22 protein-coding genes and 1 pseudogene are annotated in these 23862 nt (G+C 62.0%); 12 read left to right on the plus strand and 11 right to left on the minus strand.

Annotation, left to right across the window (positions count from 1 at the left end):
- Positions 1 to 11: 11 nt before the first annotated feature.
- The 4 genes and pseudogenes from V1290_RS02335 to V1290_RS02350 form a co-directional block, all read right to left on the minus strand.
- Entirely contained in the window at positions 12 to 521 is a 510-nt protein-coding gene (locus tag V1290_RS02335; protein ID WP_334362812.1) for a hypothetical protein, read from the minus strand.
- Positions 522 to 710: 189 nt separating this feature from the next.
- Positions 711 to 3438: pseudogene (gene gyrA / locus V1290_RS02340) on the minus strand (DNA gyrase subunit A).
- A gap of 203 nt (positions 3439 to 3641) precedes the next feature.
- Positions 3642 to 4040, minus strand: coding sequence for a DUF2306 domain-containing protein (locus tag V1290_RS02345; RefSeq protein ID WP_334362813.1), 399 nt, complete (start codon positions 4038 to 4040; stop codon positions 3642 to 3644).
- Positions 4041 to 4286: 246 nt separating this feature from the next.
- Positions 4287 to 4775, minus strand: coding sequence for a single-stranded DNA-binding protein (locus V1290_RS02350; protein WP_057841921.1), 489 nt, complete (start codon positions 4773 to 4775; stop codon positions 4287 to 4289).
- Between the two features lie 505 nt (positions 4776 to 5280).
- Here V1290_RS02350 and V1290_RS02355 point away from each other — a divergent pair.
- The 4 genes from V1290_RS02355 (at position 5281) to V1290_RS02370 (ending at position 11033) form a co-directional block, all read left to right on the plus strand.
- On the plus strand, positions 5281 to 6060 hold the full coding sequence (locus tag V1290_RS02355; protein WP_334362814.1) for an outer membrane protein: 780 nt from the start codon (positions 5281 to 5283) through the stop codon (positions 6058 to 6060).
- 277 nt (positions 6061 to 6337) lie between these two features.
- Positions 6338 to 6994: an outer membrane protein gene (locus V1290_RS02360; RefSeq protein ID WP_334368910.1), complete on the plus strand. Its 657-nt coding sequence runs from the start codon at positions 6338 to 6340 to the stop codon at positions 6992 to 6994.
- 265 nt (positions 6995 to 7259) lie between these two features.
- Positions 7260 to 10241: an excinuclease ABC subunit UvrA gene (gene uvrA / locus V1290_RS02365; protein ID WP_334362815.1), complete on the plus strand. Its 2982-nt coding sequence runs from the start codon at positions 7260 to 7262 to the stop codon at positions 10239 to 10241.
- A gap of 6 nt (positions 10242 to 10247) precedes the next feature.
- The gene (locus V1290_RS02370) at positions 10248 to 11033 is read left to right on the plus strand and encodes a hypothetical protein (RefSeq protein ID WP_334362817.1); all 786 of its coding nucleotides are present in this window, start codon (positions 10248 to 10250) and stop codon (positions 11031 to 11033) included.
- 85 nt (positions 11034 to 11118) lie between these two features.
- Here the strand turns inward: V1290_RS02370 and V1290_RS02375 are convergent, their stop codons facing one another.
- Together V1290_RS02375 and V1290_RS02380 are read right to left on the minus strand one after the other, a co-directional pair.
- Positions 11119 to 11445, minus strand: a complete 327-nt coding sequence (locus V1290_RS02375) for a PRC-barrel domain-containing protein (protein ID WP_334362818.1) — start codon at positions 11443 to 11445, stop codon at positions 11119 to 11121.
- 252 nt (positions 11446 to 11697) lie between these two features.
- Positions 11698 to 12468, minus strand: a complete 771-nt coding sequence (locus tag V1290_RS02380) for an AAA family ATPase (RefSeq protein WP_334362819.1) — start codon at positions 12466 to 12468, stop codon at positions 11698 to 11700.
- 79 nt (positions 12469 to 12547) lie between these two features.
- Between V1290_RS02380 and V1290_RS02385 the strand changes: the two genes are divergently transcribed.
- Both V1290_RS02385 and V1290_RS02390 read left to right on the plus strand, forming a co-directional pair.
- The gene (locus V1290_RS02385; protein WP_334362820.1) at positions 12548 to 12871 is read left to right on the plus strand and encodes a hypothetical protein; all 324 of its coding nucleotides are present in this window, start codon (positions 12548 to 12550) and stop codon (positions 12869 to 12871) included.
- 327 nt (positions 12872 to 13198) lie between these two features.
- A complete protein-coding gene (locus V1290_RS02390; protein ID WP_334362821.1) occupies positions 13199 to 13864 on the plus strand; it encodes an outer membrane protein in 666 nt (221 codons plus the stop codon).
- Positions 13865 to 14018: 154 nt separating this feature from the next.
- Here V1290_RS02390 and V1290_RS02395 read toward each other — a convergent pair whose 3' ends face one another.
- Together V1290_RS02395 and V1290_RS02400 are read right to left on the minus strand one after the other, a co-directional pair.
- Complete coding sequence (locus V1290_RS02395) at positions 14019 to 14876, minus strand: PCC domain-containing protein (RefSeq protein WP_334362822.1); 858 nt, start codon at positions 14874 to 14876, stop codon at positions 14019 to 14021.
- A gap of 4 nt (positions 14877 to 14880) precedes the next feature.
- A complete protein-coding gene (locus tag V1290_RS02400) occupies positions 14881 to 16518 on the minus strand; it encodes an acyl-CoA synthetase (RefSeq protein WP_442893749.1) in 1638 nt (545 codons plus the stop codon).
- A gap of 133 nt (positions 16519 to 16651) precedes the next feature.
- Between V1290_RS02400 and V1290_RS02405 the strand changes: the two genes are divergently transcribed.
- On the plus strand, positions 16652 to 16795 hold the full coding sequence (locus V1290_RS02405; RefSeq protein WP_334362825.1) for a hypothetical protein: 144 nt from the start codon (positions 16652 to 16654) through the stop codon (positions 16793 to 16795).
- 63 nt (positions 16796 to 16858) lie between these two features.
- Here the strand turns inward: V1290_RS02405 and V1290_RS02410 are convergent, their stop codons facing one another.
- Positions 16859 to 17260: an SPW repeat protein gene (locus tag V1290_RS02410; protein WP_334362826.1), complete on the minus strand. Its 402-nt coding sequence runs from the start codon at positions 17258 to 17260 to the stop codon at positions 16859 to 16861.
- 382 nt (positions 17261 to 17642) lie between these two features.
- Here V1290_RS02410 and V1290_RS02415 point away from each other — a divergent pair, with 382 nt between their 5' ends.
- Positions 17643 to 17915 carry a GNAT family N-acetyltransferase gene (locus V1290_RS02415; protein WP_334362827.1) on the plus strand — a complete coding sequence of 91 codons (273 nt, stop codon included), beginning with the start codon at positions 17643 to 17645 and terminating at the stop codon, positions 17913 to 17915.
- Between the two features lie 170 nt (positions 17916 to 18085).
- On the opposite strand, the gene V1290_RS02420 is transcribed toward V1290_RS02415, so the two are convergent.
- Both V1290_RS02420 and V1290_RS02425 read right to left on the minus strand, forming a co-directional pair.
- Positions 18086 to 18877: a fumarylacetoacetate hydrolase family protein gene (locus V1290_RS02420; protein WP_334362828.1), complete on the minus strand. Its 792-nt coding sequence runs from the start codon at positions 18875 to 18877 to the stop codon at positions 18086 to 18088.
- A gap of 157 nt (positions 18878 to 19034) precedes the next feature.
- On the minus strand, positions 19035 to 19415 hold the full coding sequence (locus V1290_RS02425; RefSeq protein WP_334362829.1) for a DUF3597 domain-containing protein: 381 nt from the start codon (positions 19413 to 19415) through the stop codon (positions 19035 to 19037).
- A gap of 296 nt (positions 19416 to 19711) precedes the next feature.
- Between V1290_RS02425 and V1290_RS02430 the strand changes: the two genes are divergently transcribed.
- From V1290_RS02430 to trmFO, 4 genes are all read left to right on the plus strand, one after another.
- Positions 19712 to 20617 carry a DUF2189 domain-containing protein gene (locus V1290_RS02430; RefSeq protein ID WP_334362830.1) on the plus strand — a complete coding sequence of 302 codons (906 nt, stop codon included), beginning with the start codon at positions 19712 to 19714 and terminating at the stop codon, positions 20615 to 20617.
- Positions 20618 to 20834: 217 nt separating this feature from the next.
- Positions 20835 to 21647, plus strand: coding sequence for a lytic murein transglycosylase (locus V1290_RS02435; RefSeq protein WP_334362831.1), 813 nt, complete (start codon positions 20835 to 20837; stop codon positions 21645 to 21647).
- A gap of 493 nt (positions 21648 to 22140) precedes the next feature.
- Positions 22141 to 22293 carry a DUF1127 domain-containing protein gene (locus V1290_RS02440; RefSeq protein ID WP_074278622.1) on the plus strand — a complete coding sequence of 51 codons (153 nt, stop codon included), beginning with the start codon at positions 22141 to 22143 and terminating at the stop codon, positions 22291 to 22293.
- Positions 22294 to 22425: 132 nt separating this feature from the next.
- The gene (trmFO, locus tag V1290_RS02445; protein WP_334362832.1) at positions 22426 to 23859 is read left to right on the plus strand and encodes a methylenetetrahydrofolate--tRNA-(uracil(54)-C(5))-methyltransferase (FADH(2)-oxidizing) TrmFO; all 1434 of its coding nucleotides are present in this window, start codon (positions 22426 to 22428) and stop codon (positions 23857 to 23859) included.
- Positions 23860 to 23862: the final 3 nt, after the last annotated feature.

Here is a 23862-nt window from a genome sequence, read left to right on the forward strand (position 1 = left end):
GGCAGGCCGGTTCAATTCTGTGACTGGGCTACGGGGCCGGCGCTCTCGCGAGGGTTGGAGGCGACTTGTGGCAAAGCAAGGGTGAAGGCATCGACCAGCCGGCGTCGCCAGGGTTGCGTTAGCATCGATAGCTTGCCTTCGAGCAGAGCTGCCCTTTCCCGGGCGCCCACGCTTTCCGTGCTCACTTTGAGCAGTTCGGCCAACAGCTTGTTCGTGCGTTCGCACTCTCTCTCAAAGTCGGCCCGGTGGCCGCTGGCAATCACCTTCATCTCTGCCAGCTCAGTCTGCAAGGCCTCAATTCGTTGCTTTAGGGCGGTGACCACCTGGTGACCGGCCTGCGTTTGCGGCTGACGGGGTATTGGCGAATGACTGAATTCGGTGAGATCGACCTGGACAAGCGTCTTGCCGTCGTTGGAGCGGGAGCGCGGCCATCGGTGTCGTTTCACCAGAGCGCGGGCGGCCTCTGGGGAAATCTTGAGCCGTTCGCCCAGATCGGCATACGTCAGCATCTCGACGGGCATGATATCCGCTCCCGTTTGGCCGGACGGTCACCACCCGGACACAGCAAATGTGTAGCAATCTATAGTTAAGGGCTGGTTTACCGCGTGCGCAGCACGCAGGCCCGGAACCCATCGCGCTGCAAACGCAAATGGCGGGATGGATTCCGGGCTCATCACATTCGCTATGCCCCGGAATGACGGTGGACGGCGCTAACCGCCGTTCCCGTTCACGCCGTTCTCGTCTTCCGAGATATGCTCGACCGACACCACGTGCTCGTCCTCCGCCGTATCGAACACGATGACGCCTTGGGTCGAGCGGCCGGCGATGCGGATGTCCTCGACCGGACAGCGGATGAGCTGGCCCTTGTCGGTGACCAGCATGATCTGATCGCTATGCTCCACCGGGAACGACGCCACCAGCTTGCCGTTGCGGTTGTTGACGCTCATCGCGACGATGCCTTTGCCGCCGCGGCCGGTGGTGCGGTACTCATAGGACGAGGTGCGCTTGCCGTAGCCGTTGACGGAGACCGTCAGCACCACCTGCTCCTGCGCCGACATTTCGGCGTAGCGCTCCTGCGAGAGCTGCAGCGAACCCGAAGTCTCCTCGCCCTCGGCATCAACAGGCTCTTCAACCGCGGTTTCGCCGGCGACCGCGCGGCGCATCTTCAGGTAGGCCGACCGTTCGTCCGAGGTGGCCTCGACATGGCGCAGGATCGCCAGCGAGATCAATTTGTCGCCTCCCGCCAGCGCAATGCCGCGCACGCCCATCGAGGTGCGCCCCGTGAAGACGCGCACATCGGTGACGGGGAAGCGGATGCACTGCCCGCCGGCCGCCGTCAGCAGCACGTCGTCGCGCTCGGTGCAGATCTGCACGTCGACGATCGATTCACCCTCCCCGAGCTTCATGGCGATGATGCCGGAGCGGCGGACGTCGACGAAGTCGGACAGCTTGTTGCGGCGGACCGTGCCCCCGGTGGTAGCGAACATCACGTCGAGATTGCCCCAGGAGGATTCATCCTCCGGCAGCGGCATGATGGTGGTAATGCGCTCGCCCTGCTCCAGCGGCAGGATGTTGATCATCGCCTTGCCGCGGGCGTTCGGCGCCGCCACCGGCAGCCGCCAGACCTTTTCCTTGTAGACCTGGCCGCGCGAGGAGAAGAACAACACCGGCGTGTGGGTCGAGGCCACGAACAGCCGGCTGACGAAATCCTCGTCGCGGGTCTGCATGCCCGCGCGGCCTTTGCCGCCGCGCCGCTGCGCCCGATAGGTCGAGAGCGGCACGCGCTTGACGTAGCCGGCGTGCGAGACCGTGACCACCATATCCTCGCGCTGGATTAGGTCCTCGTCCTCGACCTCGCCTTCCTGCTCGACGATCACGGTTTTCCGCGGGGTGGCGAATTCGTCTTTCACCGCGGCAAGTTCGTCCTTGATGATCGCCTGCACGCGCGCGCGCGAGCGCAGGATTTCCAGGTAATCGGCGATTTCCACCGCGAGCTTGTCGAGCTCTTCGGAAATCTCCTCGCGGCCGAGCGCGGTCAGGCGCTGCAGGCGCAGGTCGAGAATGGCCCGGGCCTGCTCCAGCGACAGCCGCGCAGTGCCGTCCGGCGCCATCCGGTGACGGGGGTCGTCGATCAGCGTGATCATCGCTTCGACGTCCTTGGCCGGCCAGTCGCGCGACATCAACGTATCCCGCGCCGTGTTCGGATCGGGCGAAGTTCTGATGACGCGAATGATCTCGTCGATATTCGCAACCGCAATCGCAAGACCGACCAGGATATGGGCGCGGTCGCGCGCCTTGTTGAGCAGGAACTTGGTGCGACGGGTGACGACCTGCTCGCGGAACGCGATGAACAGCGTCAGCAGATCCCTTAGGTTCATCGTCTGCGGGCGGCCGTTATCCAGCGCCAGCATATTGGCCGGGAAGTTCGATTGCAGCGGCGTGAAGCGATAGAGCTGATTCAGAACGACATCGGCCATCGCCTCGCGCTTCAACTCGACGACGACACGGAAGCCGTCGCGGTCGGATTCATCGCGCAAGTCGGCGACACCTTCGATCTTCTTTTCGCGCACCAGTTCGGCGATGCGCTCGACCATGGTGGCCTTGTTTATCTGATAGGGAATTTCAGTGATGATGATCGCTTCGCGATCCTTGCGGATGGTGTCGATCGTGACCTTGCCGCGCATCACGATCGACCCGCGGCCGAGGTGGTAGGCCGAGCGGATGCCCTGGCGGCCGAGGATGATGCCGCCGGTCGGGAAATCCGGCCCTGGAATGATGTTGATGAGATCGTCGATGCCGAGCGCAGGATTGTCGATCAACGCCACGCAGGCGTCGACGACTTCGCCCAGATTGTGCGGCGGGATGTTGGTTGCCATGCCGACGGCGATGCCGCCGGCACCGTTGACCAGCAGGTTCGGGAACCTCGCCGGCAGAACCGACGGCTCCTTCTCGGAATTGTCGTAGTTCGGCTGGAAATCGACAGTGTCCTTGTCGATATCGCCAAGAACTTCCAGTGCGGACCGGGTCAGACGGGCTTCGGTATATCGATAGGCCGCGGGGCGGATCGCCGTCGACCGAGCCGAAATTGCCCTGGCCGTCGATCAGCGGCACGCGCATGGAGAAATCCTGCGCCATCCGTACCATCGCGTCGTAAATCGACTGGTCGCCGTGCGGATGATATTTACCGATCACGTCACCGACGACGCGCGCGGATTTTACGTACTTCTTGTCCGGCGTGTGCCCCTGCTCGTACATCGAATACAGGATGCGCCGATGCACGGGCTTCAGCCCGTCGCGCGCGTCCGGCAGCGCCCGCGCCACGATCACGCTCATGGCGTAATCGAGGTAGGAGCGTTTCATCTCGTCGAGGATGGAAACGGGGCGAATGTCGGAGTGCTCCGGCGGCTCGCCGGGCTTGTCGTCTTCGTTGTCGGACAAAGGGGAATCCAGTCAGTTCTCAGCTAAGAATCATATAGCGCATCGAGGGTCTGATAACCACCCCGAAGCTGTCAGGAGGAAGCTGTTTTTCCGCTCGTTTTTTCATGGACTTACGAGGATCGGAGACAGCTCTCCCGAGCCCTGCCGGAACCACCGTTTCAGGGCCGGAAGACAGTGTCAAAAACGATGTTCCCACGACAGGCCTAGTGGCCGAAAACCACCGCATGCATCATCCGTCCCGGCAGGAAGGCGAACAAGCCGGCGACGACGAGCGCTCCAAAGAAGATCGACACCATCGCTTTGCGGTGACCGCCGACATTGTGCCGGCGGGCATGCAGGACCGCGAGCGTCAGCATGATCGGCACAAAGATCGACAGCAGATGGATCGGGCTGAACAGCCCGAACATCCGAATCTCATGGATCCAGAGCGAACTGATCGCGACCGCCGCCATCAGCACGACCCAGATCCAGCCGATGGTCCGGTGCGGCAGGGTTCCCTTCGGTGCTGCGAATTGCACGATGCCAAGCGCAAACGCCGCCATGGCTGCGAAGGCATGCAACGGGATCGTCCCGGGCGCCTCTAGCAGCGGTGCGAGGCTCATGGTGGGCGCTCCAGATCCGGTTGGCGTTCAAGGCTGGAGCAGTCTAAGTGAAATACCTCATGCGAATATTAATAGCATGACGGCTGAGCGAGCCGACCGCACACTCGGCGCAACGCGCCCGTAGATAGGTTTTCAGCCGAATGCAGCGGATTCCCGCGGCGGCACATTAGCTGTAATGGCAGGCGTGAACGCCCCCTCTCGCAAGCGAATTTCTTGCTAGCCGATGCGCCGGCCGAAGGCTCGGCTCTAGAACGGGATGTCGTCGTCCATATCGCTGTTGCGGCTGCCCGCTGCGACCGCCCGCCGCGGCGCCGAGCTAGCCGGACCGCTCGAGCCGAAATCACCGGAATCATCGGACCCGAAGCTGCCGCCCCCGCCGCCGCTGCGGCCGTCGAGCATGGTCAGGTTCGAGTTAAAGCCCTGCAGCACGACCTCGGTCGAGTATTTGTCGACCCCGCTCTGGTCGGTCCATTTGCGCGTCTGCAACTGACCCTCGATGTAAACCTTGGCGCCCTTCTTCAGATACTGTTCGGCGACCTTGCAGAGCCCCTCGTTGAAGATCACCACGCGGTGCCACTCGGTCTTTTCCTTGCGCTCGCCGGTGCCTTTGTCGCGCCAGGTCTCCGATGTCGCGATGCTCAGATTGGCGATCGGTCGCCCGTCCTGTGTCCGCCGGATTTCAGGATCCTTGCCGAGGTTTCCGACCAGAATCACCTTGTTCACGCTTCCCGCCATCGCCGCTCTCCACTCGATATCGCCGGCAAAAATCACTGGTCCGGCCGCTTCCGTGCCGGCCGTCTTCAATTCTTGACCTGTCGCTTGTCCGTTTCCGCGTCCGCTCCCGGACATCCGGACCTATACACTGACAGACCCCGCTGACTTGGCGATCCCTCGGCAAGTCGCCGGTTATCCACATATAGCATCGCCTACGTGCGCGTTCCAGCTTTGTTCCGGATAACGCCCTATATGCGCCTGCTAGCGGCTTTGCAATCTCCAAGCGAACCCCGGAAACCCACGGGGGAACCGAAAGAAGCGAAACGGAACCCGAAAGTTCCCGTCTCGGTTCCAATTATACCAGATAAATCATAAGCTTCGTTCCATAAACTTGGTTGGCGCCTGTTGCATCCGGGACACGCCATTTCCGGTCGAGTCGCGCTATAGAATGCTTCAGCGGCGCGGGCGCTCGCGTCACAACAACGCTTCAGGCCTAGCGGGAAGCGGACAAAACTGGGGATAGATCATGAAGAAGTATCTGTTAGCTTCGGTTGCTCTCATTGCGTTCGCTGCACCTGCGGCGGCGGCCGACCTCGCTGCGCGCCCTTACACCAAGGCGCCGCCTGCTCCGGTCGCTGCCGTGTATGATTGGACCGGCTTCTATATCGGTGCCAACGGTGGTTGGGGTTCGGGCCGCAAATGTTGGGACCTCACCGCCGACGCTGGGGGTCCGTTCATTCCGCCCGTGGCCGAAGGCTGCCACGATGCGACTGGCGGCACGGCCGGTGGTCAACTCGGCTACCGCTGGCAGGCCGGCACCTGGGTGTTCGGCGTGGAAGGGCAAGGCAACTGGGCTGACTTCACGGGTTCCAACACAAGTCTGGCCTTTGTCCCTCTCGTCGAGAATGAGTCGAGGATCAACGCGTTCGGGCTGATCACCGGTCAGGTTGGCTATGCCTGGAACAACGTCCTGCTCTACGTAAAGGGCGGTGCTGCGGTGACCAGCGACAAGTACAAGGGGTTCGATGTCGCGACCGGGCTGCTGATCGACAGCGCCAAGGAAACGCGTTGGGGCGGCGTCGTTGGTGCCGGTCTCGAAGTCGGCTTCGCCCCGAACTGGTCGGTTGGCGTCGAGTACAACCACCTGTTCATGGGTGACCGCGACGTCGACTTTGCTGCATCCGGCAACTTTGTTGGTGTTCCGGCCGGCTCGTTTTCGAGGACTAGTAACATCAGCCAGGACGTCGATCTCGTCACGGTCCGCGTCAACTACCGCTGGGGTGGCCCAGTCATCGCGAGGTACTGATCGCAAAGCCAGCGCGGTACTACGGAAAGGCCGGCTTCACGCCGGCCTTTTTGTTTGCGGTGATAACCAGCACTGAAAAGGCCGGCCTTGCGCCGGCCTTTTTGTTTGGTTGTAGACCGGCACACCCGACACCCGGAACGGTTGTATTCCATGCTTTTGCCGCTGATGTGGTATTTCCGCGACAGCATTTTTCGGGAACTTCGCGCTATATCGCCAAGCAACCTCAAATTGACGGCTGAGGAAAGTTGCGTTGGAGAGCCGCGAAAGGAAAAAGAAAATGAAGAAGATTCTGCTGACCACCACTGGCCTGATCGCGCTTGGGATGGCGCCTGCGATGGCCGCCGATCTCGCTGCCAGGCCCTACACCAAGGCGCCGGCCGCAGCGATTGCGATCAATAACTGGACCGGCTTCTACATCGGTGCGATGGGCGGCTACGCACAACAAACCGATTCGACCCTGGGCCTGGGCAAGGTGAAGGGCGGGTTCGCCGGCGGTACGCTCGGCTACAACTGGCAGACCGGCAACCTTGTCCTCGGCGTCGAGGCCGATGCCGCCTGGGCGGATGTTGGCTTCACTGTGGGCAACCCGGCGCTTGCCGCATTCGAGACCCGGATTCGCGACATGGGCACCGTTCGTGGCCGCATCGGCTACGCCTTCGACCAGGTCCTCATCTACGGTACCGGCGGCTACGCCTGGGCCGACAACCGTGTAACGGCGTCGCTGGGCGGCTTGAGCGCATCGGATAGCAAAATTCACTCTGGCTGGACGCTCGGTGCTGGCGTCGAGGTCATGTTCGCACCGAAATGGTCGGTCAAGGCCGAGTACCTTTATCGCAGCTTCCAAGGCGAGACCTACTTCGCAGGCGTCGCTCCTCTTGCGAGCGGAACGCTCGATCTCAACAGCGTTCAGGTCGGCGTGAACTACCACTTCTAAGGCTTCCTGCTGAAGTGACAGCGCCTCCGTTCCGGCAACCCGGAACGGAGGCATTTTTGTTTTTGAGTATCTTCGATGAGATCTGCTGCCTGCTGCTGCCAAAAATATGACAGCACAAACAATCCGTTGATGATTCGCGCGCGGTACTGGAAATTCCCCGCCGTTCTTCCTATGTTCCGACTTTCAATCAACGGCGCCTGATCCCGGTCCCTCGCCGGCAATGCGCGCCCAACGTGGCGCGTGCCTCGCGCCTGGAAATGCCGATATGGATGAAGTGCTAAGGGCGAAGCGCCAACAGAACGCCGGCTCCGCATCGCGTGCGATCACCATACGCGGCGCACGCGAGCACAATCTCAAGAATGTCGATCTCGAGATTCCCCGCGACAAGCTCGTGGTGTTCACTGGCCTCTCCGGCTCCGGCAAATCCTCGCTCGCCTTCGATACCATCTATGCCGAGGGCCAGCGCCGCTACGTCGAATCGCTCTCGGCTTACGCGCGCCAGTTCCTGGAGATGATGCAGAAGCCGGACGTCGACCAGATCGACGGGCTGTCTCCTGCGATCTCGATCGAGCAGAAGACCACGTCGAAGAACCCGCGCTCCACCGTCGGCACCGTCACCGAGATCTACGACTACATGCGCTTGCTATGGGCGCGCGTCGGCGTGCCCTACTCGCCGGCCACGGGATTGCCGATCGAAAGCCAGGTCGTCTCGCAGATGGTCGATCGCGTGCTGGCACTGCCCGAAGGCACTCGGCTCTATCTGCTGGCGCCGGTCGTGCGCGGCCGCAAGGGCGAGTACAAGAAAGAGCTAGCCGAATGGCTCAAGAAGGGTTTTCAGCGAGTCAAGATCGACGGCACTTTCTATGAGTTGTCCGAGGCGCCGGCGCTCGACAAGAAATTCCCGCACGACATCGACGTCGTGGTCGATCGCATCGTGGTCCGTCCCGATCTCGGCCAGCGGCTCGCCGAAAGCTTTGAGACGGCACTGAAGCTCGCCGAGGGGCTCGCCGTGATCGAATATGCCGATGCGCCGGCGGGCGCGCCTGCGGCCGAGGACAAGAAGAAGACCGCCAAGATCCACGACAAGAGCGGGCCGGAGCGGATTCTGTTCTCGGAGAAATTCGCCTGCCCGGTCTCCGGATTCACGATTCCCGAAATCGAGCCGCGGTTGTTCTCGTTCAACAATCCCTATGGCGCCTGCCCTGCCTGCGGCGGCCTCGGCATCGAGCAGCATATCGACGAGGACCTCGTCATTCCCGACAAGGAATTGACCTTGCGCAAGGGTGCGATTGCGCCCTGGGCAAAGTCGTCCTCGCCCTACTACATCCAGACGCTGACCGCGCTCGGCAAGTTCTACAAGTTCACGCTCGACACCAAGTGGAAGGACCTGCCGAAGAAGACGCAAGCAGCGCTGCTGCATGGCTCCGGCGACGACGAGATAAAGTTCTCCTACGAGGATGGCGTCCGCTCCTACGACACCAAGAAACCGTTCGAGGGTGTCATCACCAACCTCGAGCGCCGCTACCGCGAGACCGAGAGCGAATGGGCGCGCGAGGAACTGGCAAAGTATTTCTCCGACATCCCCTGCGAGGCCTGCAAGGGCCATCGGCTCAAGCCGGAGGCGCTCTGCGTCAAGATCGGCGGCAAGCATATCGGCGAGATCTCCGAACTGTCGGTGAAGCGCGCCGGCGAATGGTTCGAAAGCGTGCCGAAGGCGCTCAACGACCAGCAGAACGAGATCGCCGCGCGCGTCTTGAAGGAGATCCGCGAGCGGCTGTCCTTCCTGCTCGACGTCGGCCTGAACTACCTCACGCTCTCCCGCTCTTCCGGCACGCTCTCCGGCGGCGAAAGCCAGCGCATCCGCCTCGCTTCGCAGATCGGCTCCGGGCTGACCGGCGTGCTCTACGTGCTGGACGAGCCCTCGATCGGCCTGCACCAGCGCGACAATGCGCGCCTACTGGAGACGCTGAAGCGGCTGCGCGACCTCGGCAATACCGTGATCGTGGTCGAGCACGACGAGGACGCGATACGTCTAGCGGACTACGTGCTCGACATCGGTCCCGGCGCCGGCATGCATGGCGGCCACATCGTGGCGCAAGGCACGCCCGCCGACATCATGCGGAATCCGAAATCGCTGACCGGCAAATACCTTACCGGCGAGTTGTCGGTGCCGATCCCCGAGCGCCGGCCGCCGAACCATCGCCGCACCATCAAGGTCGTCAACGCCCGCGGCAACAATCTGAAAAACGTCTCGGCGGAAATTCCGTTGGGGCTATTCACCTGCGTTACCGGCGTTTCCGGCGGCGGCAAGTCCACGCTGCTGATCGACACGCTCTACCGTGCCATCGCGCGCAAACTCAACAACGCCAGCGAAGGCGCCGCCCCCCACGATCGCATCGAGGGGCTGGAGCATATCGACAAGATCATCGATATCGATCAGTCGCCGATCGGCCGCACCCCGCGCTCCAACCCTGCGACCTATACCGGCGCCTTCACCCCGATCCGCGAATGGTTCGCCGGGCTCCCAGAGGCGAAGGCGCGCGGCTACGAGCCCGGCCGCTTCTCCTTCAACGTCAAGGGCGGCCGCTGCGAGGCCTGCCAGGGCGACGGCGTCATCAAGATCGAGATGCACTTTTTGCCCGACGTCTACGTCACCTGCGACACCTGCAAGGGCAAGCGCTACAACCGCGAGACGCTCGAGGTCCTGTTCAAGGGCAAGTCGATCTCGGACGTGCTCGACATGACGGTGGAAGAAGCCGCCGAATTCTTCAAGGCGGTGCCGCGTGTGCGCGAAACGTTCAAGACGCTGCACCGCGTCGGCCTCGACTACATCCATGTCGGCCAGCAGGCCACCACCCTCTCCGGCGGCGAAGCCCAGCGCGTCAAGCTCGCCAAAGAGCTCTCAAAGCGCGCCACCGGGCGCACGCTCTACATCCTGGACGAGCCGACGACGGGACTGCACTTCCACGACGTGGCAAAGCTCCTGGAAGTGCTGCACGAGCTCGTCGCCCAGGGCAACACGGTCGTCGTGATCGAGCACAACCTCGAGGTCATCAAGACCGCCGACTGGGTCATCGACCTCGGCCCCGAAGGCGGCGACGGCGGCGGCGAAATCGTCGCCTGGGGCCCGCCGGAGGACATCGTCAAGGCGCCGCGAAGCTATACGGGGAAGTTTCTGGCGCCGGTGCTGAAGAAGGCGGAGGGCAAGCCGCGGAAGAGTGCGGGAGCGAGTGAGGCGGCGGAGTAAGGACGCATGGCCGCAAAGAAACTGGAGCTTCGAAATTTTATCCAGATCGATGAAAAACAGATCGACTCAATCCTGGCTCAGCTTTCAACTTCGTATTCGGTGATTGAGAATCTCAAAGCTAAGTTCGGGTTTTCATATGCGAGCGCTACGTTTGAACTCGAAGCCAACTCAAGAAGAGACACAAGCGTGGTCAGGAAGATTGCTCGACTTGAGCGCTATTTGGAGCGCAACCGTCTCATCAGCACGGCACGCCCACGACGGATGCCGCACGCGCTTTTGAATTCATCCCAATATTGGTGGGTGAAGGAAACATTCACTGCGCGAAGAGTGACTATTCCGGCATCGTCCATACTCAAGACCTCTGGTGCCGAGGTACTGACGGTATGGGTATCTGACCCAAAGCGTGCTCCTAAGCCGAGGCACGAATGGGACTTCACTGGCAGCTTTTTATTCTTACCAACCATGCACTACGACGAAGGAAAGACTAGCACTGTCTGGTCTGGTTGCTCGGCTTTGCGGTTCATCGCAAATGCAGCGCTGGGACAGCCGCTAACCGCTACCGATCCCAACGAGAGTCTCGGGAGGTTCAGCACTAAGCATCCAATTGAAAAACTCGCTGAACTCAACGCTACGGTGCACGAAGCACGGAGGCTCGAAAGCCTCTATTACGTAAGATACATCACGAACGAACAGACTTACCTAGTGAAGGACCGCGAAGTGAGAGTGAATGATGTAGTCGGTTATCCGATTTACATCTCAGCGTACCCTGAGCTCTTTAGATCCGCTTCATAAGCCTTGGACAGTACGTGGGATTAGTAGAGCGCAGCGAAACCCATCACCGTCGTGGGGTTTCGCTACGCTCTACCCCCGTACGGCCCTACACCCCCCAATAATGCGGATGCGGTCGCGAGCGGTCGCCCCAGTCGAAGGCGTCGTCGTCGAGTTCGGACGGGCCTGCGCGCAGATCCTCCAGTGTCACGTCGGATTGGTAGGCCTGACGCGCGGGATCAAATCGGAGTGCGTCCCACCGGATCGGACAATGATGGTGGCTGCCGAGTAGCCCTCCGGTCTTGATCACGGCGTAGGCAACCGTTCCGCTCACCTTGTCGAGCATCAGCCGCTCGATCGAGCCGAGCTTTGTGCCGTCGCGCCCATACACGCTCACGCGCTCGACGCGATCACTAGGCACCAGGGTATGAGGCATGGCGACCTCCCTGCTTTCCCTTGTTCGGTCAATATATAGCACAACAGCGGACCGGCTTGGATGATCCAACCTGCGACAAAGTTTGCAGTTGCTGTGGGATGGGTGGAGCGACTTGTCCGCCCAAGCCCAACGAGCATAGGCGGAAGCGATACCCATCGAAGTTGCCGCGCGATGCACAATGGTGATTTCGCGGAGCTTATCATCGGGCCGGCCGACAGGCCGGCCCCGTTGGCTCCGCCCACCCACAAACCCTCACTCCTCGATCGCGGCCTGCACAAATCCATCCGGATCGTCGCAAAACTCGCGCAGCACCTTGTAGTGGTCGGTCTCGCGCACCGTCACCGGCTCCAGCCCGTACTTCGTCAGCCGCAGCAGCGTCGCGTTCGGATACGCCATCAGCACTGGCGAATGCGTGGCCATGATGATCTGGCAATGGCCGATCTGGTCCATCCGCCGCATCAGTTTGAGAAACTCGATCTGCCGCGATGGCGACAGCGCGGATTCCGGTTCGTCGAAGATGAAGATGCCCTGGCGCTGGCAGCGCTCCTCGAAGAAACGCAAAAAGCCTTCGCCGTGGGAATGGGAGAGAAAGTCAGGCGGAGGTGGCCCGGGCGTTCCGATGGCGGCCTCATCGAGGTATCGCGCGACGGAGAAAAAACTCTCAGCGCGGAAGAACCAGCCATGGGTGATCTTGGGCAGCCAACTTGCGCGAAGCGCAGTTGACAGCGTGCCACCCATTTTCTCCAACGCCTTCGAATGATCGACGGGCATGTATCCCTTGCCGCCACCGGCTTCGTCGTAGCCGGCGAGCACAGCAATGCCTTCGAGCAAGGTCGATTTGCCGGTGCCGTTCTCGCCGACGATGATCGTGATCGCCTTGTTGAAACTCAGTTCGAACTCATCGCGCAGCAGCGGCAGGCAGAACGGATAGACCTCGCGGTTGGTGATGCGTGCCGGCTCCAGCCAGATGCGCTTGAGGTACGGCGCCGGCAGATTGATCGCACGATTGCGCTTGTAAGCCATGGTTCGCAGCCCCGCGGAACAAAGTCATTCGGAAGGGTTATACAGACAATGCCGCACAATCCTAGATGGTACCCTGCCGATGCCGAGCGCCGCCTACACCCTCTTCCGCAATGCCATCCTCGGCGAGCAGCAGGTCGTCTGCGTTTATGACGGCCGCGTCCGCGAACTATGCCCGCACATCATCGGCGCCAACAAGAGCGGTGAAGAGGTCGTGCTGGCCTGGCAGTTTGCCGGCGAAAGCAGTGGCCCGCTGCCGCAATGGCGCTGCCTGAAGCTCGCGAATGTCAGGGATGCGCGCACGCGCCCGGGCCGCTGGCACGAGGGTCGCTCGCATCGCACGACGCAGACCTGCGTCAACGAGATCGATCTCGACATCAACGTTCACGTTCGAAAGCGGCGCTGACGCGAGGCCTGCCTGCCCTCTCTCTCTCGCGCGCGCGCGCAAATCGAGAACGCACTCCACGCCACACGTCGCCGCACTGCTGTCGAAATAGCAACCTGTCCGCGCCAATGAGCGAACGCGCTTCGGTCCAATTTTTGCCGGCATACATGACGTATGGTTAACCTGCGAACGACGTTCTCACATCCGCGCAAACGTCGCTTGCAGACGGCTCTTTGGGGGCGCATTCGCGCCCGCTTTCCGAAAACGATACGTCACCATGCCGGTGCAATCGGTCCGCTATGGGGCCTGCAGGGGGTTATACGAGTGTTCAACTTCAGGGGACAAAATATGAAACGACTACTTTTAGCTGGTGTGGCTCTTTCGGTCGCGAGCGCGGCCTCGGCCGCCGACCTTCGGGCGCGGCCCTATCCCAAGGCCGCCCCGGCGACGGTGGTTGCCGCGTATAACTGGTCCGGCTTCTATATCGGCGCGATGGGCGGCTATGGCTGGGAGAGCGAGGGCGATGGCGGCGGCGGCTTCGGCGGCGGCACTATCGGCTACAACTGGCAGCTTCCCGGTAGCCAGTTCGTATTCGGTGTCGAAGTCGACGCCGCCGGCGCCAGCATCAAGGACAGCCTCACCGCAGACATCGGCGGGGGCGTCCTGGCCACGGAGGAACTCAAGATCAACTCGTTCGGCAGCGTGACCGGCCGCGCGGGCTTCGCATTGGATGCGGCCCTCATCTACGCCAAGGGCGGTTTTGCGTGGGCCAACAGAAAGGACTCCCTTTCAGTGCCCGCGCTCGGCGTGTCGCTTTCGGATAGCCAGTCTCACACCGGATACACCATCGGCGGCGGCCTCGAATATTTGTTCACGCCGAACTGGTCGGCCAAGGCCGAATACATGTACACCAGCCTCGGCAGCGAGACCTACAATCTGGGCGGCGACGTGTTTGACTCCGGCACGATCGATTTTCACACCATCAAGGTCGGCGTGAATTATCACTTCAGGTGAGCCGAGAATTGTAACTAATACGAACCGTCGTCACCCGCGAAAGCGGGTGACCCAGTATTCCAGAGACAGCGGTGTTTGGCCGATAAGCCGCGGCGTACTGGATACCCCGCATTCGCGGGGTATGACACCGAGTTTGTAACGAACAACGGACCGCTCAAAGCACCTCGAGCACTAGCTCCATCGTCATCAGCACCGGATTGTCACCGCGCATCAGCCGCCCCTCGGCGATGCCGCCGAGATAATCGACCAGCGCGACATCGAGCTCAGCCTGCAGTATGCCGTCGGCGCCGGGCGCGATCAGGCCGTCCCTGATCGCAAGCTCGGTTGCAAACGGCACCACGGTTCGGCCATCGGTGAAATGGGCGCCGATGGTGGAGCCGACGCCGCCGTGAATCCGCGCACGCAGGAATCCGTGCTGCCGGCAGAACGTCTCCAGCGCCGCTGCAAAATCCTGGTTCGGCCGCAGCCGCAACGCAAAGGCGCGGCTGGTGGTCTCGCCGGCCGTGCTCGCGCACGCCACCGGCCCGAACAATTTGAAATTGGTCTCGGGATCAGGCTCAGCCACAAACATCGCGCCGTCGATGCCGAATGCTTCCACCGCGAACGATTCGGCGACGACGCTTTCCTCTGGAAGAATGTGGCCGCCGTGCAGATGTCCGTCCGTCTCGGTCCACAGCCCGTGGCAATGGAAGAACGGCGCGCCGTCGCGCCCGCCGAGCGTCATCGCGCCGAGCTTCAGTCGCGTGATGCCGGCGGGCCGAAACGTGTCGCTGTAGAACGCGGCATTGGCGCCGGTCTTCGACAGCGCCGGCATCACATAGGCAAACGGCCCGAGTGCCCCTCCCCGCATGCTCAACACGCCGCCGGAAAATCCGGCTTCGGCAAAGCCGCGGCGCGCGGCCTCGAGCAGCGGCAGGCCCGCCTGCAGCGTGAACGAGAACGCCCGTCCCCGCGCCTCAACCCATTGGATGCGCTCGGGCGCGGGCGGCCCGGGCTGCGCGACGCTGCGCATCGCCTCAGCTATCCGTCTTGGAGATAAGGTCAAGCAGTCCCCTCGCCTCCAGTTCATCGCGAACCAGCCGCTTCGGAATCTTGCCGTAACCGGATTTCGGCAGCGCCTCCCAGAAGAAGAAGCGCTTCGGCATTTTGTAGCGCGGCACCTTGGGCGCCAGGAATGCGGCAAGCTCCGCTTCGCTCACGGCGCCAGCGCCCTCGCGCGCGACGCAGACGGCGACGCCGACCTCGCCCCAGAACGCGTCGGGCACGCCAAGCACCGCCACCTCGCCGATCGCGGGATGGGTGAGAATCTTCTCCTCGACCTCGCGCGGATAGATGTTGGAGCCGCCGGAGATGTACATGTCCGAGGCGCGGCCGGTGATGTAGACGAATCCCTCCTCGTCCATGTGGCCGAGATCGCCAGTGCGAAACCAGCCGTCGCGAAACGCCTTCGCGTTGGCCTCGGGGTTGTCATAATAGCCGGCGAACACGGCGGGGCCGATCACGCAGATCTCGCCGGTCTCGAACGGTTTGAGCTCGCGCCCGTCATCGCCCTGGATCGACACCTGCATGCCGGTGCGCTCGAAACCGCAGGTGCCGATGCGGGCCTGCGGACCGTCCTCCGTGTCGTGCAGACTGGCCGGCATCACCGTGATGTTGCCAGTGACCTCGCCGAGGCCGAAATACTGCACGAGCACCTTGCCGAGTTTGTTCAGCGCGGCCTTCTGGTCCTCGCGATACATCGGCGCGCCGGCATAGATCACGAAGCGCAGCGAGGAATGATCATATTTGTCGACCGCCGGATGCTCGACCATCATCTTCAAAATCGTCGGCACGGTAAAGATGTTGCTGACGCGATGAGCCTCAATCAACCGGAACGCCTCGGCGATGTCGAATTTTTCCGACGGCAGCAGGATGGTCGGTACGCCGCGCGCCGCCTGCACGAGCTGGTGCACGCCGGCGCCGTGCGACAGCGGCGCGACCACCAGCGAGGCATCCGTCTCTATCGTGCCCGGCATCAAATCGGCGAGATGATTTGTCACCACAAAGGCCATCTGACCATGGGTAAGAACCGCGGCCTTGGAGCGCCCGGTCGTGCCCGAGGTAAAGAAGAACCAGCAGGGATCGTCGTAGTCGACCGCCGCATTCTCGACCTTGGCGCCGGCATGCTCGGCGATCACGTCACTGACTGCCCTCTCGCCGAGGGCGCCCTCGCCGATCCGCCAGATGAATTCGAGCGCCGGATTAGCCGCCGCCGTAGCGTGATCGGGGAAATCGCCATGGCACAAAAAAGCCTTCGCACCGGAGGCGCTGGCGAGATAGGCGGCCTCGTCCGGCATCAGGCGGAAATTGGTCGGCACCCAGACTGCGCCGAGCCGAAACGCCGCGAACATCGACCAGAACATCTCGTCGCAATTTTTGGAATGGACGAGGATGCGGTCGCCCTTGGCGATACCGCGCGCGGCGAGGCCGGCGGCCAGAGCCGACACGGCACCATCGATCTCGCGCCAGGTCCAGGATTTGTCGCCCCAAATGAAGCCAATGCGGTCGCCATGGCGGCGGGCATTCTGGGTCAGCATATACGCCAGATTCATCACCCGGCGCGACATCCGCGCGAGACCGCCGCGCGGGATAGGAATGGTCACCGTTTCAGTCACAGGGAATCAACCATCACGCTTCGGAAAACAGAACATATCATGGCAACGATAGCAGAAAGCCCGCTGTGAGCTCAAATCCGCCGTCGCGGCTTACCGGCCATGATAGTCTCCCCGCCAGCGGGCCGACGTCACCATGATGCAGCCACGCGTTCGCGTCCATAAGCCAGCGCAAATGATTTTCGTCGGCCAATGGAAGATCGACGACATCAAGGGCGCGGTCAACGGCAGCGCGGTCGGTCGCGCGCTGCTCGTCGAGTCGTTCAAGTACCGGGATTGAATCGAGAGCCCGCCAGCCACGTGTGGGGCCGACGGGCTCTCCAGAATCTACTCTCTCCAGAATTTACTGCGGATGATTGGCCAGTTCCTGATCGCTCAAGCGCCAGTCCTGCCAGAGCTGAAGCGCGCCCAGCAGGACGACGATTCCACCGAGGGCGACGTGCCAGGCCCGAAGCATGTCGTCACCGGCGTAGCCGAACATGAAGGGCGAGGCGGCCAACCAGAGGCCGAGCGCGATCTCCCCCACCTCCTCCCAGCGCTGCAGTGCGACATATTCGAGCTGGGCCAGACCGAAGACCAGCATACCGATGACAAACGTATTGAGGATCATGGTGCTGCGTTCGGCGTCCATCACGTCGTGGCTGGAGAAGGGAAACCACGGCGATACCACGATCAGCACGCCAAGCAGCATGCCGAGCCAATCTTCCCATGTGCGATGCTTGCTGATGAAACCAAAGCCCGACATTGTAGACCTCCCCTTGAAAAGAGGCATACGTCGGCGGCCGCGATCATAGCATTTCCGATATCGAACCCAGACCCGGCCGCCTCAGCGGCGTATGTCATTCTAAAGACGTAGGAACCTCACCCCCGGTTGCAAGACCTCGCCGGCAAAGTTCCTGTGCGATTACGCGTCCTTATTGCACTGCACCGAGGCGCTGCGCGCTCTCGCGCTTGCGCCAGCCAGCTCGTTGAGGTGGTCGGTTGCGACGGTATCACCGCGGTGCCCAGCAATGCAGGGGTCAAGGCTCAAGACAGCATATCAGCGAGGCAGTCATCCGTTCGTCGCCGGTTTGCATCGGCGGGTTCATGTCTCTAAATCGAACGGTGAATCATCCGGGAATCGCTGCATGGCCGCCGTCCGCGACAACAAGACTCAAAACCGCTTCGAACTCGATGTCGATGGCGCCGTGGCATTTGCGAATTATCGCATCACGCCCGCGGCGGTCATCATCACCCATACCGAAACGCCACGCGCCCTGCGCGGCCGCGGCATCGCTTCTGAGCTGGTCAGGGGCGCCCTCGAACTGATCCGCGCCGACGGACGCAAGGTCATCGCCGGCTGCGGCTTTGTCGTGGATTATCTGCGCAGAAATCCGGAATTTGCCGATCTGACGGGGTGACGTGGCACACCAAACCACCGTATCGGTCCCTGCGGACGCAGGGACCGATACGCCGTGCAGTCAATTGCTGTGCTCGATGAAAGACAACGCGGGCGATATTCTCACCCATCATTGCCTTCCGTGGTTATGGGCCCCTGCTTTCGCAGGGGCGACGGCGATAGCTGGCACTCTCACGTAATCCGGATCGACATATCCGGCAGGCCCTCGAGCTTACACAGGATAACGTCGCCCTTCACGACGGGACCGACATTTTCCGGTGTGCCCGAGTAGATGATGTCACCAGCCTTGAGCTCGAAAGCTTCCGATAGCTTGGCGATTTGCTCCGCCACGTTCCAGATCATATTCCGCAGATCGGAGTTTTGCTTGACGGTGCCATTCACCGCCAGCGAGATCGCGCCCTTGGTAAAATGGCCGGTCTTCGTGGCTGGATGAATCGGCCCGAGCACCGCGGAGCGATCAAAGCTCTTGCCGATTTCCCATGGCTTCTTCTCGTCGCCCATTGCCCGCTGCAGATCGCGCCGCGTCATGTCGAGGCCTAACGCATAGCCGTAGACATGATCGAGCGCCTGCTCCACGGGGATCTTGGTGCCGCCCGATTTCAGCGCCGCCACCAGCTCGACCTCATAATGATAGTTCTTGGTGAGCGACGGATACGGATGATCGCCAACCGTTCCGATGGCGACATTCTGGATCGCGTCGGTCGGCTTTTGAAAGAAGAACGGCGGCTCGCGATTGGGATCCGAGCCCATTTCGCGGGCATGCGCGGCATAGTTGCGCCCAATGCAATAGATTCGCCGCACCGGAAAAACATCGGTCTCGCCGACGATGGGTATGGTCGTCGTGCCAACCGGAAAAATCGATTTCGGGCCGGCCTGCGCTGCGGCCGTGCCCCCTTGCGCCGCCGTACCCGCCAGCGCCAGCGCGCCCGTGGCCAGAATGGTCCTGCGATCAACATTGCTCATTGGCATCCTCCTTGTTTTATGAGTCTTCTTGTCCGCCTGCATCTACAGCGTTTTCTCCACGAAGTAGATACCGTTTACGCGTTGCTGCGTTACAATCGCACCAAAAAAGAAGGCCCGCGCCGCGGCGGACCTTCGCATGTCAGGACCGAGCGAAGCGTCAGTGCTTGATATCAGGCGGCAGCTTGCCGCCATTGGCGGCCAACTTGGCCATGACCTGCTTGTGCAGCCAGATGTTCATGCTGGCGGAATCGTTGCTGTCCCCGGTGTAGCCGAGCTCCTTCGCGAGCTCCTTGCGCGCGGCGAAGCTGGAATCGATGTCGAGCGCCTTCATCAGATCGACGATCGAAGTGCGCCACGCCAGCTTCTCGCCCTTGGCCTTCACCGCCTGGTCGAGGATCGGCGCGACGTCGACGGTCGCAGCGGCCGGTGGAGCGGCCCCACCAGATGACTCGGCCCCCGCGGCCGCGCCGCCGCCAGCCGGCGCAGCGTCTGCCTTGGTGCCGAAGATCGCGCTCATGATTTTTCCGAAAATGCTCATCGTTTTGCTCCCAATGACTTGAGGATGGGGTGAGTCTTTGGCGGCACTGTTTGACCGGCAGCACCACGCCGGGATCGCCTGCAAGTCTAGCCACCCAAGGGAAGCTTGCCAATGAAACATTCACCTAAGCGTGAGTGTGTTTGTTGCTGTTTGGAAGTATCCTATCTCGACAGTTCGCGACACGGTCAGTTCCACCCTCTGTCTTCGCGTCTGGCCTGATCGTGATCGTTTTATGAAACGGCGCGTGTGCGTCTTTCGATTGGCGCGCAAATGCGACGACGAGGGAGACAGCGACCATGGCCACCTATCACGGCAATGTCACATCGATGGCGCAGCGCGCACCGGATGCCGCTGCCGCGCCAGTCATCCGAACCATCGGCTTTGCCGAACTCGGCCGCGCGTTGCGGCGAGGCTGGGAAGATTTCAAGGCGGTGCCAAGCCACGCCATCCTCCTGTGTGTGATCTATCCCGTTCTCGGACTGGTGCTGGCACGCGCCGTTCTCGGCTATTCTGTCATACCGCTGTTGTTTCCGCTGGCCGCCGGCTTCGCCCTGATCGGCCCATTCGCCGCGCTCGGCCTCTACGAGATGAGCCGCCGTCGCGAACGCGGTGAACCGGCAAGCGCTTGGGATGCGCTCGAGGTGGTACGCTCGCCTTCGTTCGGCGCGATGCTCGGACTCGGCGTGCTGCTGCTGGCACTTTTTGCGACCTGGGTGGCGACTGCGCAGGCGATCTACATCGCTGCGTTCGGCTATGCGGGAGTGACCGGCTTTTCCGATTTCGTGACGCGCGTGCTGACGACGCCACAAGGCTGGTGGCTAATCGTGGTTGGCTGCGGCGTCGGCTTCCTGTTTGCCCTCGTCGCGCTCTGCATCAGCGTGGTCTCGTTCCCGCTGATGCTGGAACGTCATGCCAGCGCTGCCGATGCGATGGTGACCTCGCTGCGCGCGGTCGCACACAACCCGGTGCCGATGGCTGCCTGGGGCTTGATCGTCGCGGTGCTGCTGGTCGCGGGAACGTTGCCGTTCTTCCTCGGCCTTGCCGTCGTCATCCCGCTGCTTGGGCATGCTACCTGGCATCTCTATCGGGAGACGATAGAGCCGGAACTCGATCCGCAGCCGTTTCCGCCCCGCGCGCACCGCGAACGCAAGCCTGCTGCCGACTTCCCGGCCAATCTGTTCCCCTGGCGGCGCAGGGAATAACGTATAGGCCTGCACGGAACCTGATCGATCAATCCGCCGGTCGAATCCGACCGGCGGATTGGCAGTTCACCTCTCACTAACGATGAATTGAGCACATCCAACGGAATGGCATTGCGGGCACCTACATAAGCCTTGTTTTGGCCGACCTTGCTTCGAACATTCGGCGTGGCGTCGACACTAATGCTGAAGACGCATCGATCGTGGAGCGAACGGCACGATGATCTTTCGCCTTTCCCTACGCGCCCTGACCTTGGGCGCGCTGTTACTGACCTCTGCGGCCGCGCTCGGTGCGCCCTGCGGCACGGCCCCGTTCGAAACATGGCTGGAAGACTTCAAGAAGGAAGCGGCCTCCAAGGGAATATCGGCGTCCGCCATCCAGGCCGGCTTGACCGGCGTCACGCTCGACAAGAGCGTGCTGGCCCGCGACCAATCGCAAAAGGTCTTCAGCCAGAGTTTTGAGGAATTCTCCGGCCGCATGGTCCCGCCCCGGCTGACGCGTGGATCCAACATGCTCAAGCAATACGGCTCGGTGCTCGGGCGCATCGAACAGGCTTATGGCGTGCCCGGCGAAGTGCTGGTGGCGATCTGGGGCCTGGAAACCGATTTCGGCGTTAACATCGGAAAATTCCCAACGCTGCGCGCGCTGGCGACGCTGGCTTATGATTGCCGCCGCGCCGACATGTTCAAGGCCGAGTTGATGGACGCACTACGCATCGTCGAGCGCGGCGATATCGCGCCGCAGGAAATGCGCGGCGCCTGGGCCGGCGAAATCGGCCAGACCCAATTCATGCCGTCGTCCTACATCAAGTTCGCGGTCGATTTCGACGGCAACGGACGCCGCGACCTCCTGCGCAGCCCGCCCGACGTGCTGGCCTCGACCGCCAACTTCCTCGCCAACCACGGCTGGCAGCGCGGCAAGGACTGGGAACCCGGGAGCGCCAATTTCGCTGCGATCAAGGAGTGGAACAGGAGCGAGATCTACGCAAAGACCATCGGCTATTTCGCGACGCAGCTTTCGCGGGCGCCTTAGCGCGAACTCAGAGGGCTGGCCGTAGTAACCGGCCCTGCAGGCCGACCTATTCACCAAAGCTGCTATTGCGGCAGCCCCATTTACGACAGTCCACCGTAATAGTGAATCTATATTCATTTCGTTTTGCAAACAACATGCGATTCGCACATAAGAAAATTTTAAAAGCGTCGGTATTTGCGGCACGTTTGTCGGCCCTTGAAAGCCCTCAAGCTGGTTTCTGACCTCCCTGGCCGCCAGTTAAGGGTAATCTGACGATTACGAGAAACCCGCAAATCTACGGCATTACTTTACATGTTTGGCGCGCGCCCATCGCGCTTCCGTCGGCTAATCCGCCACGATGTCGACTCGTTAAGCGGCCGTTACCGTCGTTATGCGTTCTGGGATTAGCTGCATCGCAACATAAGAAGCTCTGCACTGCAAAAAACCGAGCTATATTCATTTCAACGATGAAGCCGTCCTCCAAGGGCTGAATCGTAACTGCAAGGAGACTACCATGTTGCTCTCGCTCATCCGCATGATCCAGGCTTTCCGGGATTATCAGCGCAATGTCAGCGAACTGTCCCAGCTCAGCGATCGGGAACTGGCCGATATCGGCCTTGATCGTTCGGACATTCCGCGCGTTGCCGCCGGAAACTATAACGGCTGATCATTGCTCAGCCGCCTGGATGAACGGATAACGCCCGCCCCGCTGCGGGCGTTGTCGTTTGCACCAGGCCAGGCTTCGCTTGGAAGCGCTTCGTAGGTGCGCCGTGCGCGAAAACGCGCTAACCCTGCGCGCATGATTTCCAACACTCCCCAAACTGACACCGTCCATGTGATCGGCGGCGGCCTCGCCGGCTCGGAAGCGGCCTGGCAGATCGCCAATGCGGGCGTTCGCGTCGTCCTGCACGAGATGCGACCCTTGCGGATGACCGAGGCCCATCGCACCGAGGGCCTGGCCGAACTCGTCTGCTCCAACTCGTTCCGCTCGGACGACGCCGCCAACAACGCCGTGGGCCTGCTGCACGCCGAAATGCGCCGGCTGGGCTCGCTGATCATGCGCTCCGCCGACGCCAACCAGGTGCCTGCGGGCGGGGCGCTGGCGGTCGACCGCGACGGCTTTTCCGCCGCCGTCACCCGTGCCTTGCACGACCATCCCCTGATCGAGATCGACCGCTCGGAAATCGCCGGCCTGCCGCCGGCCGAATGGGGCAACGTGATCGTCGCGACCGGCCCCCTCACCTCGGCGCCGCTGGCGGACGCCATTCGCGAACTGACCGACGAGAACGCGCTGGCGTTCTTCGATGCGATCGCGCCGATCGTGCATAAGGACTCCATCGACATGTCGGTAGCGTGGTTTCAGTCGCGCTACGACAAGGTCGGGCCCGGCGGCACCGGCGCGGATTACATCAACTGCCCGATGACGAAGGAGCAATACGACGCCTTCGTCGCGGCATTGCTCGCGGGCGAGAAGGTGGACTTCAAGGACTGGGAGACCAATACGCCCTATTTCGACGGCTGCCTGCCGGTCGAGGTGATGGCCGAACGCGGCCACGAGACGCTGCGGCACGGTCCGATGAAGCCGGTCGGATTGACCAACCCGCACAATCCGACGATCAAGCCTTACGCCATCGTGCAGTTGCGACAGGACAACAAGCTCGGCACGCTCTACAACATGGTGGGCTTCCAGACCAAACTGAACTACGGCGCGCAGCAGCGCGTGTTTCGTACCATTCCGGGGCTCGAGAACGCCGAATTCGCGCGGCTCGGCGGCCTGCATCGCAACACCTTCCTGAATTCGCCAAAGCTGCTGGATGGGCAATTGCGGCTGCGCGCGCAGCCACGGCTGCGCTTTGCCGGCCAGATGACCGGCTGCGAGGGCTATGTGGAATCCGCGAGCATCGGCCTGATCGCAGGTCTCTACGCTGCGGCAAATGCGCGAGGACAGTCGCTCGAACCGCCGCCTGCGACCACGGCGCTGGGCTCGCTGCTCGGCCATATCACCGGCGGCCACATCGAAACGATCGAGGCCGGAACACGCTCGTTCCAGCCGATGAACATCAATTTCGGCCTGTTTCTCCCGCTTGCCAGCGTGCCGACCAAGAAGGCCGATGGCAGCAGGCTGCGCGGCAACGAGAAGACGGTCGCCAAGAAGCAGGCGCTCAGTGCCCGTGCGCTGACCGATCTCGATCGCTGGATCGCCGATCATCTGCGCGTAGCGGCGGCGGCGTAATCC

Origin of the sequence: Bradyrhizobium sp. AZCC 1578 (genome assembly GCF_036924675.1) — a bacterium.
Taxonomy (GTDB): domain Bacteria; phylum Pseudomonadota; class Alphaproteobacteria; order Rhizobiales; family Xanthobacteraceae; genus Bradyrhizobium.

Bases quoted from the DNA above. Each gene is read 5' to 3' on its own strand.
- V1290_RS02335 (WP_334362812.1), bottom strand. From the start codon at position 521: ATGCCCGTCGAGATGCTGACGTATGCCGATCTGGGCGAACGGCTCAAG.
- V1290_RS02345 (WP_334362813.1), bottom strand. From the start codon at position 4,040: ATGAGCCTCGCACCGCTGCTAGAGGCGCCCGGGACGATCCCGTTGCAT.
- V1290_RS02350 (WP_057841921.1), bottom strand. From the start codon at position 4,775: ATGGCGGGAAGCGTGAACAAGGTGATTCTGGTCGGAAACCTCGGCAAG.
- V1290_RS02355 (WP_334362814.1), top strand. From the start codon at position 5,281: ATGAAGAAGTATCTGTTAGCTTCGGTTGCTCTCATTGCGTTCGCTGCA.
- V1290_RS02360 (WP_334368910.1), top strand. From the start codon at position 6,338: ATGAAGAAGATTCTGCTGACCACCACTGGCCTGATCGCGCTTGGGATG.
- uvrA (WP_334362815.1), top strand. From the start codon at position 7,260: ATGGATGAAGTGCTAAGGGCGAAGCGCCAACAGAACGCCGGCTCCGCA.
- V1290_RS02370 (WP_334362817.1), top strand. From the start codon at position 10,248: ATGGCCGCAAAGAAACTGGAGCTTCGAAATTTTATCCAGATCGATGAA.
- V1290_RS02375 (WP_334362818.1), bottom strand. From the start codon at position 11,445: ATGCCTCATACCCTGGTGCCTAGTGATCGCGTCGAGCGCGTGAGCGTG.
- V1290_RS02380 (WP_334362819.1), bottom strand. From the start codon at position 12,468: ATGGCTTACAAGCGCAATCGTGCGATCAATCTGCCGGCGCCGTACCTC.
- V1290_RS02385 (WP_334362820.1), top strand. From the start codon at position 12,548: ATGCCGAGCGCCGCCTACACCCTCTTCCGCAATGCCATCCTCGGCGAG.
- V1290_RS02390 (WP_334362821.1), top strand. From the start codon at position 13,199: ATGAAACGACTACTTTTAGCTGGTGTGGCTCTTTCGGTCGCGAGCGCG.
- V1290_RS02395 (WP_334362822.1), bottom strand. From the start codon at position 14,876: ATGCGCAGCGTCGCGCAGCCCGGGCCGCCCGCGCCCGAGCGCATCCAA.
- V1290_RS02405 (WP_334362825.1), top strand. From the start codon at position 16,652: ATGATGCAGCCACGCGTTCGCGTCCATAAGCCAGCGCAAATGATTTTC.
- V1290_RS02410 (WP_334362826.1), bottom strand. From the start codon at position 17,260: ATGTCGGGCTTTGGTTTCATCAGCAAGCATCGCACATGGGAAGATTGG.
- V1290_RS02415 (WP_334362827.1), top strand. From the start codon at position 17,643: ATGGCCGCCGTCCGCGACAACAAGACTCAAAACCGCTTCGAACTCGAT.
- V1290_RS02420 (WP_334362828.1), bottom strand. From the start codon at position 18,877: ATGAGCAATGTTGATCGCAGGACCATTCTGGCCACGGGCGCGCTGGCG.
- V1290_RS02425 (WP_334362829.1), bottom strand. From the start codon at position 19,415: ATGAGCATTTTCGGAAAAATCATGAGCGCGATCTTCGGCACCAAGGCA.
- V1290_RS02430 (WP_334362830.1), top strand. From the start codon at position 19,712: ATGGCCACCTATCACGGCAATGTCACATCGATGGCGCAGCGCGCACCG.
- V1290_RS02435 (WP_334362831.1), top strand. From the start codon at position 20,835: ATGATCTTTCGCCTTTCCCTACGCGCCCTGACCTTGGGCGCGCTGTTA.
- V1290_RS02440 (WP_074278622.1), top strand. From the start codon at position 22,141: ATGTTGCTCTCGCTCATCCGCATGATCCAGGCTTTCCGGGATTATCAG.
- trmFO (WP_334362832.1), top strand. From the start codon at position 22,426: ATGATTTCCAACACTCCCCAAACTGACACCGTCCATGTGATCGGCGGC.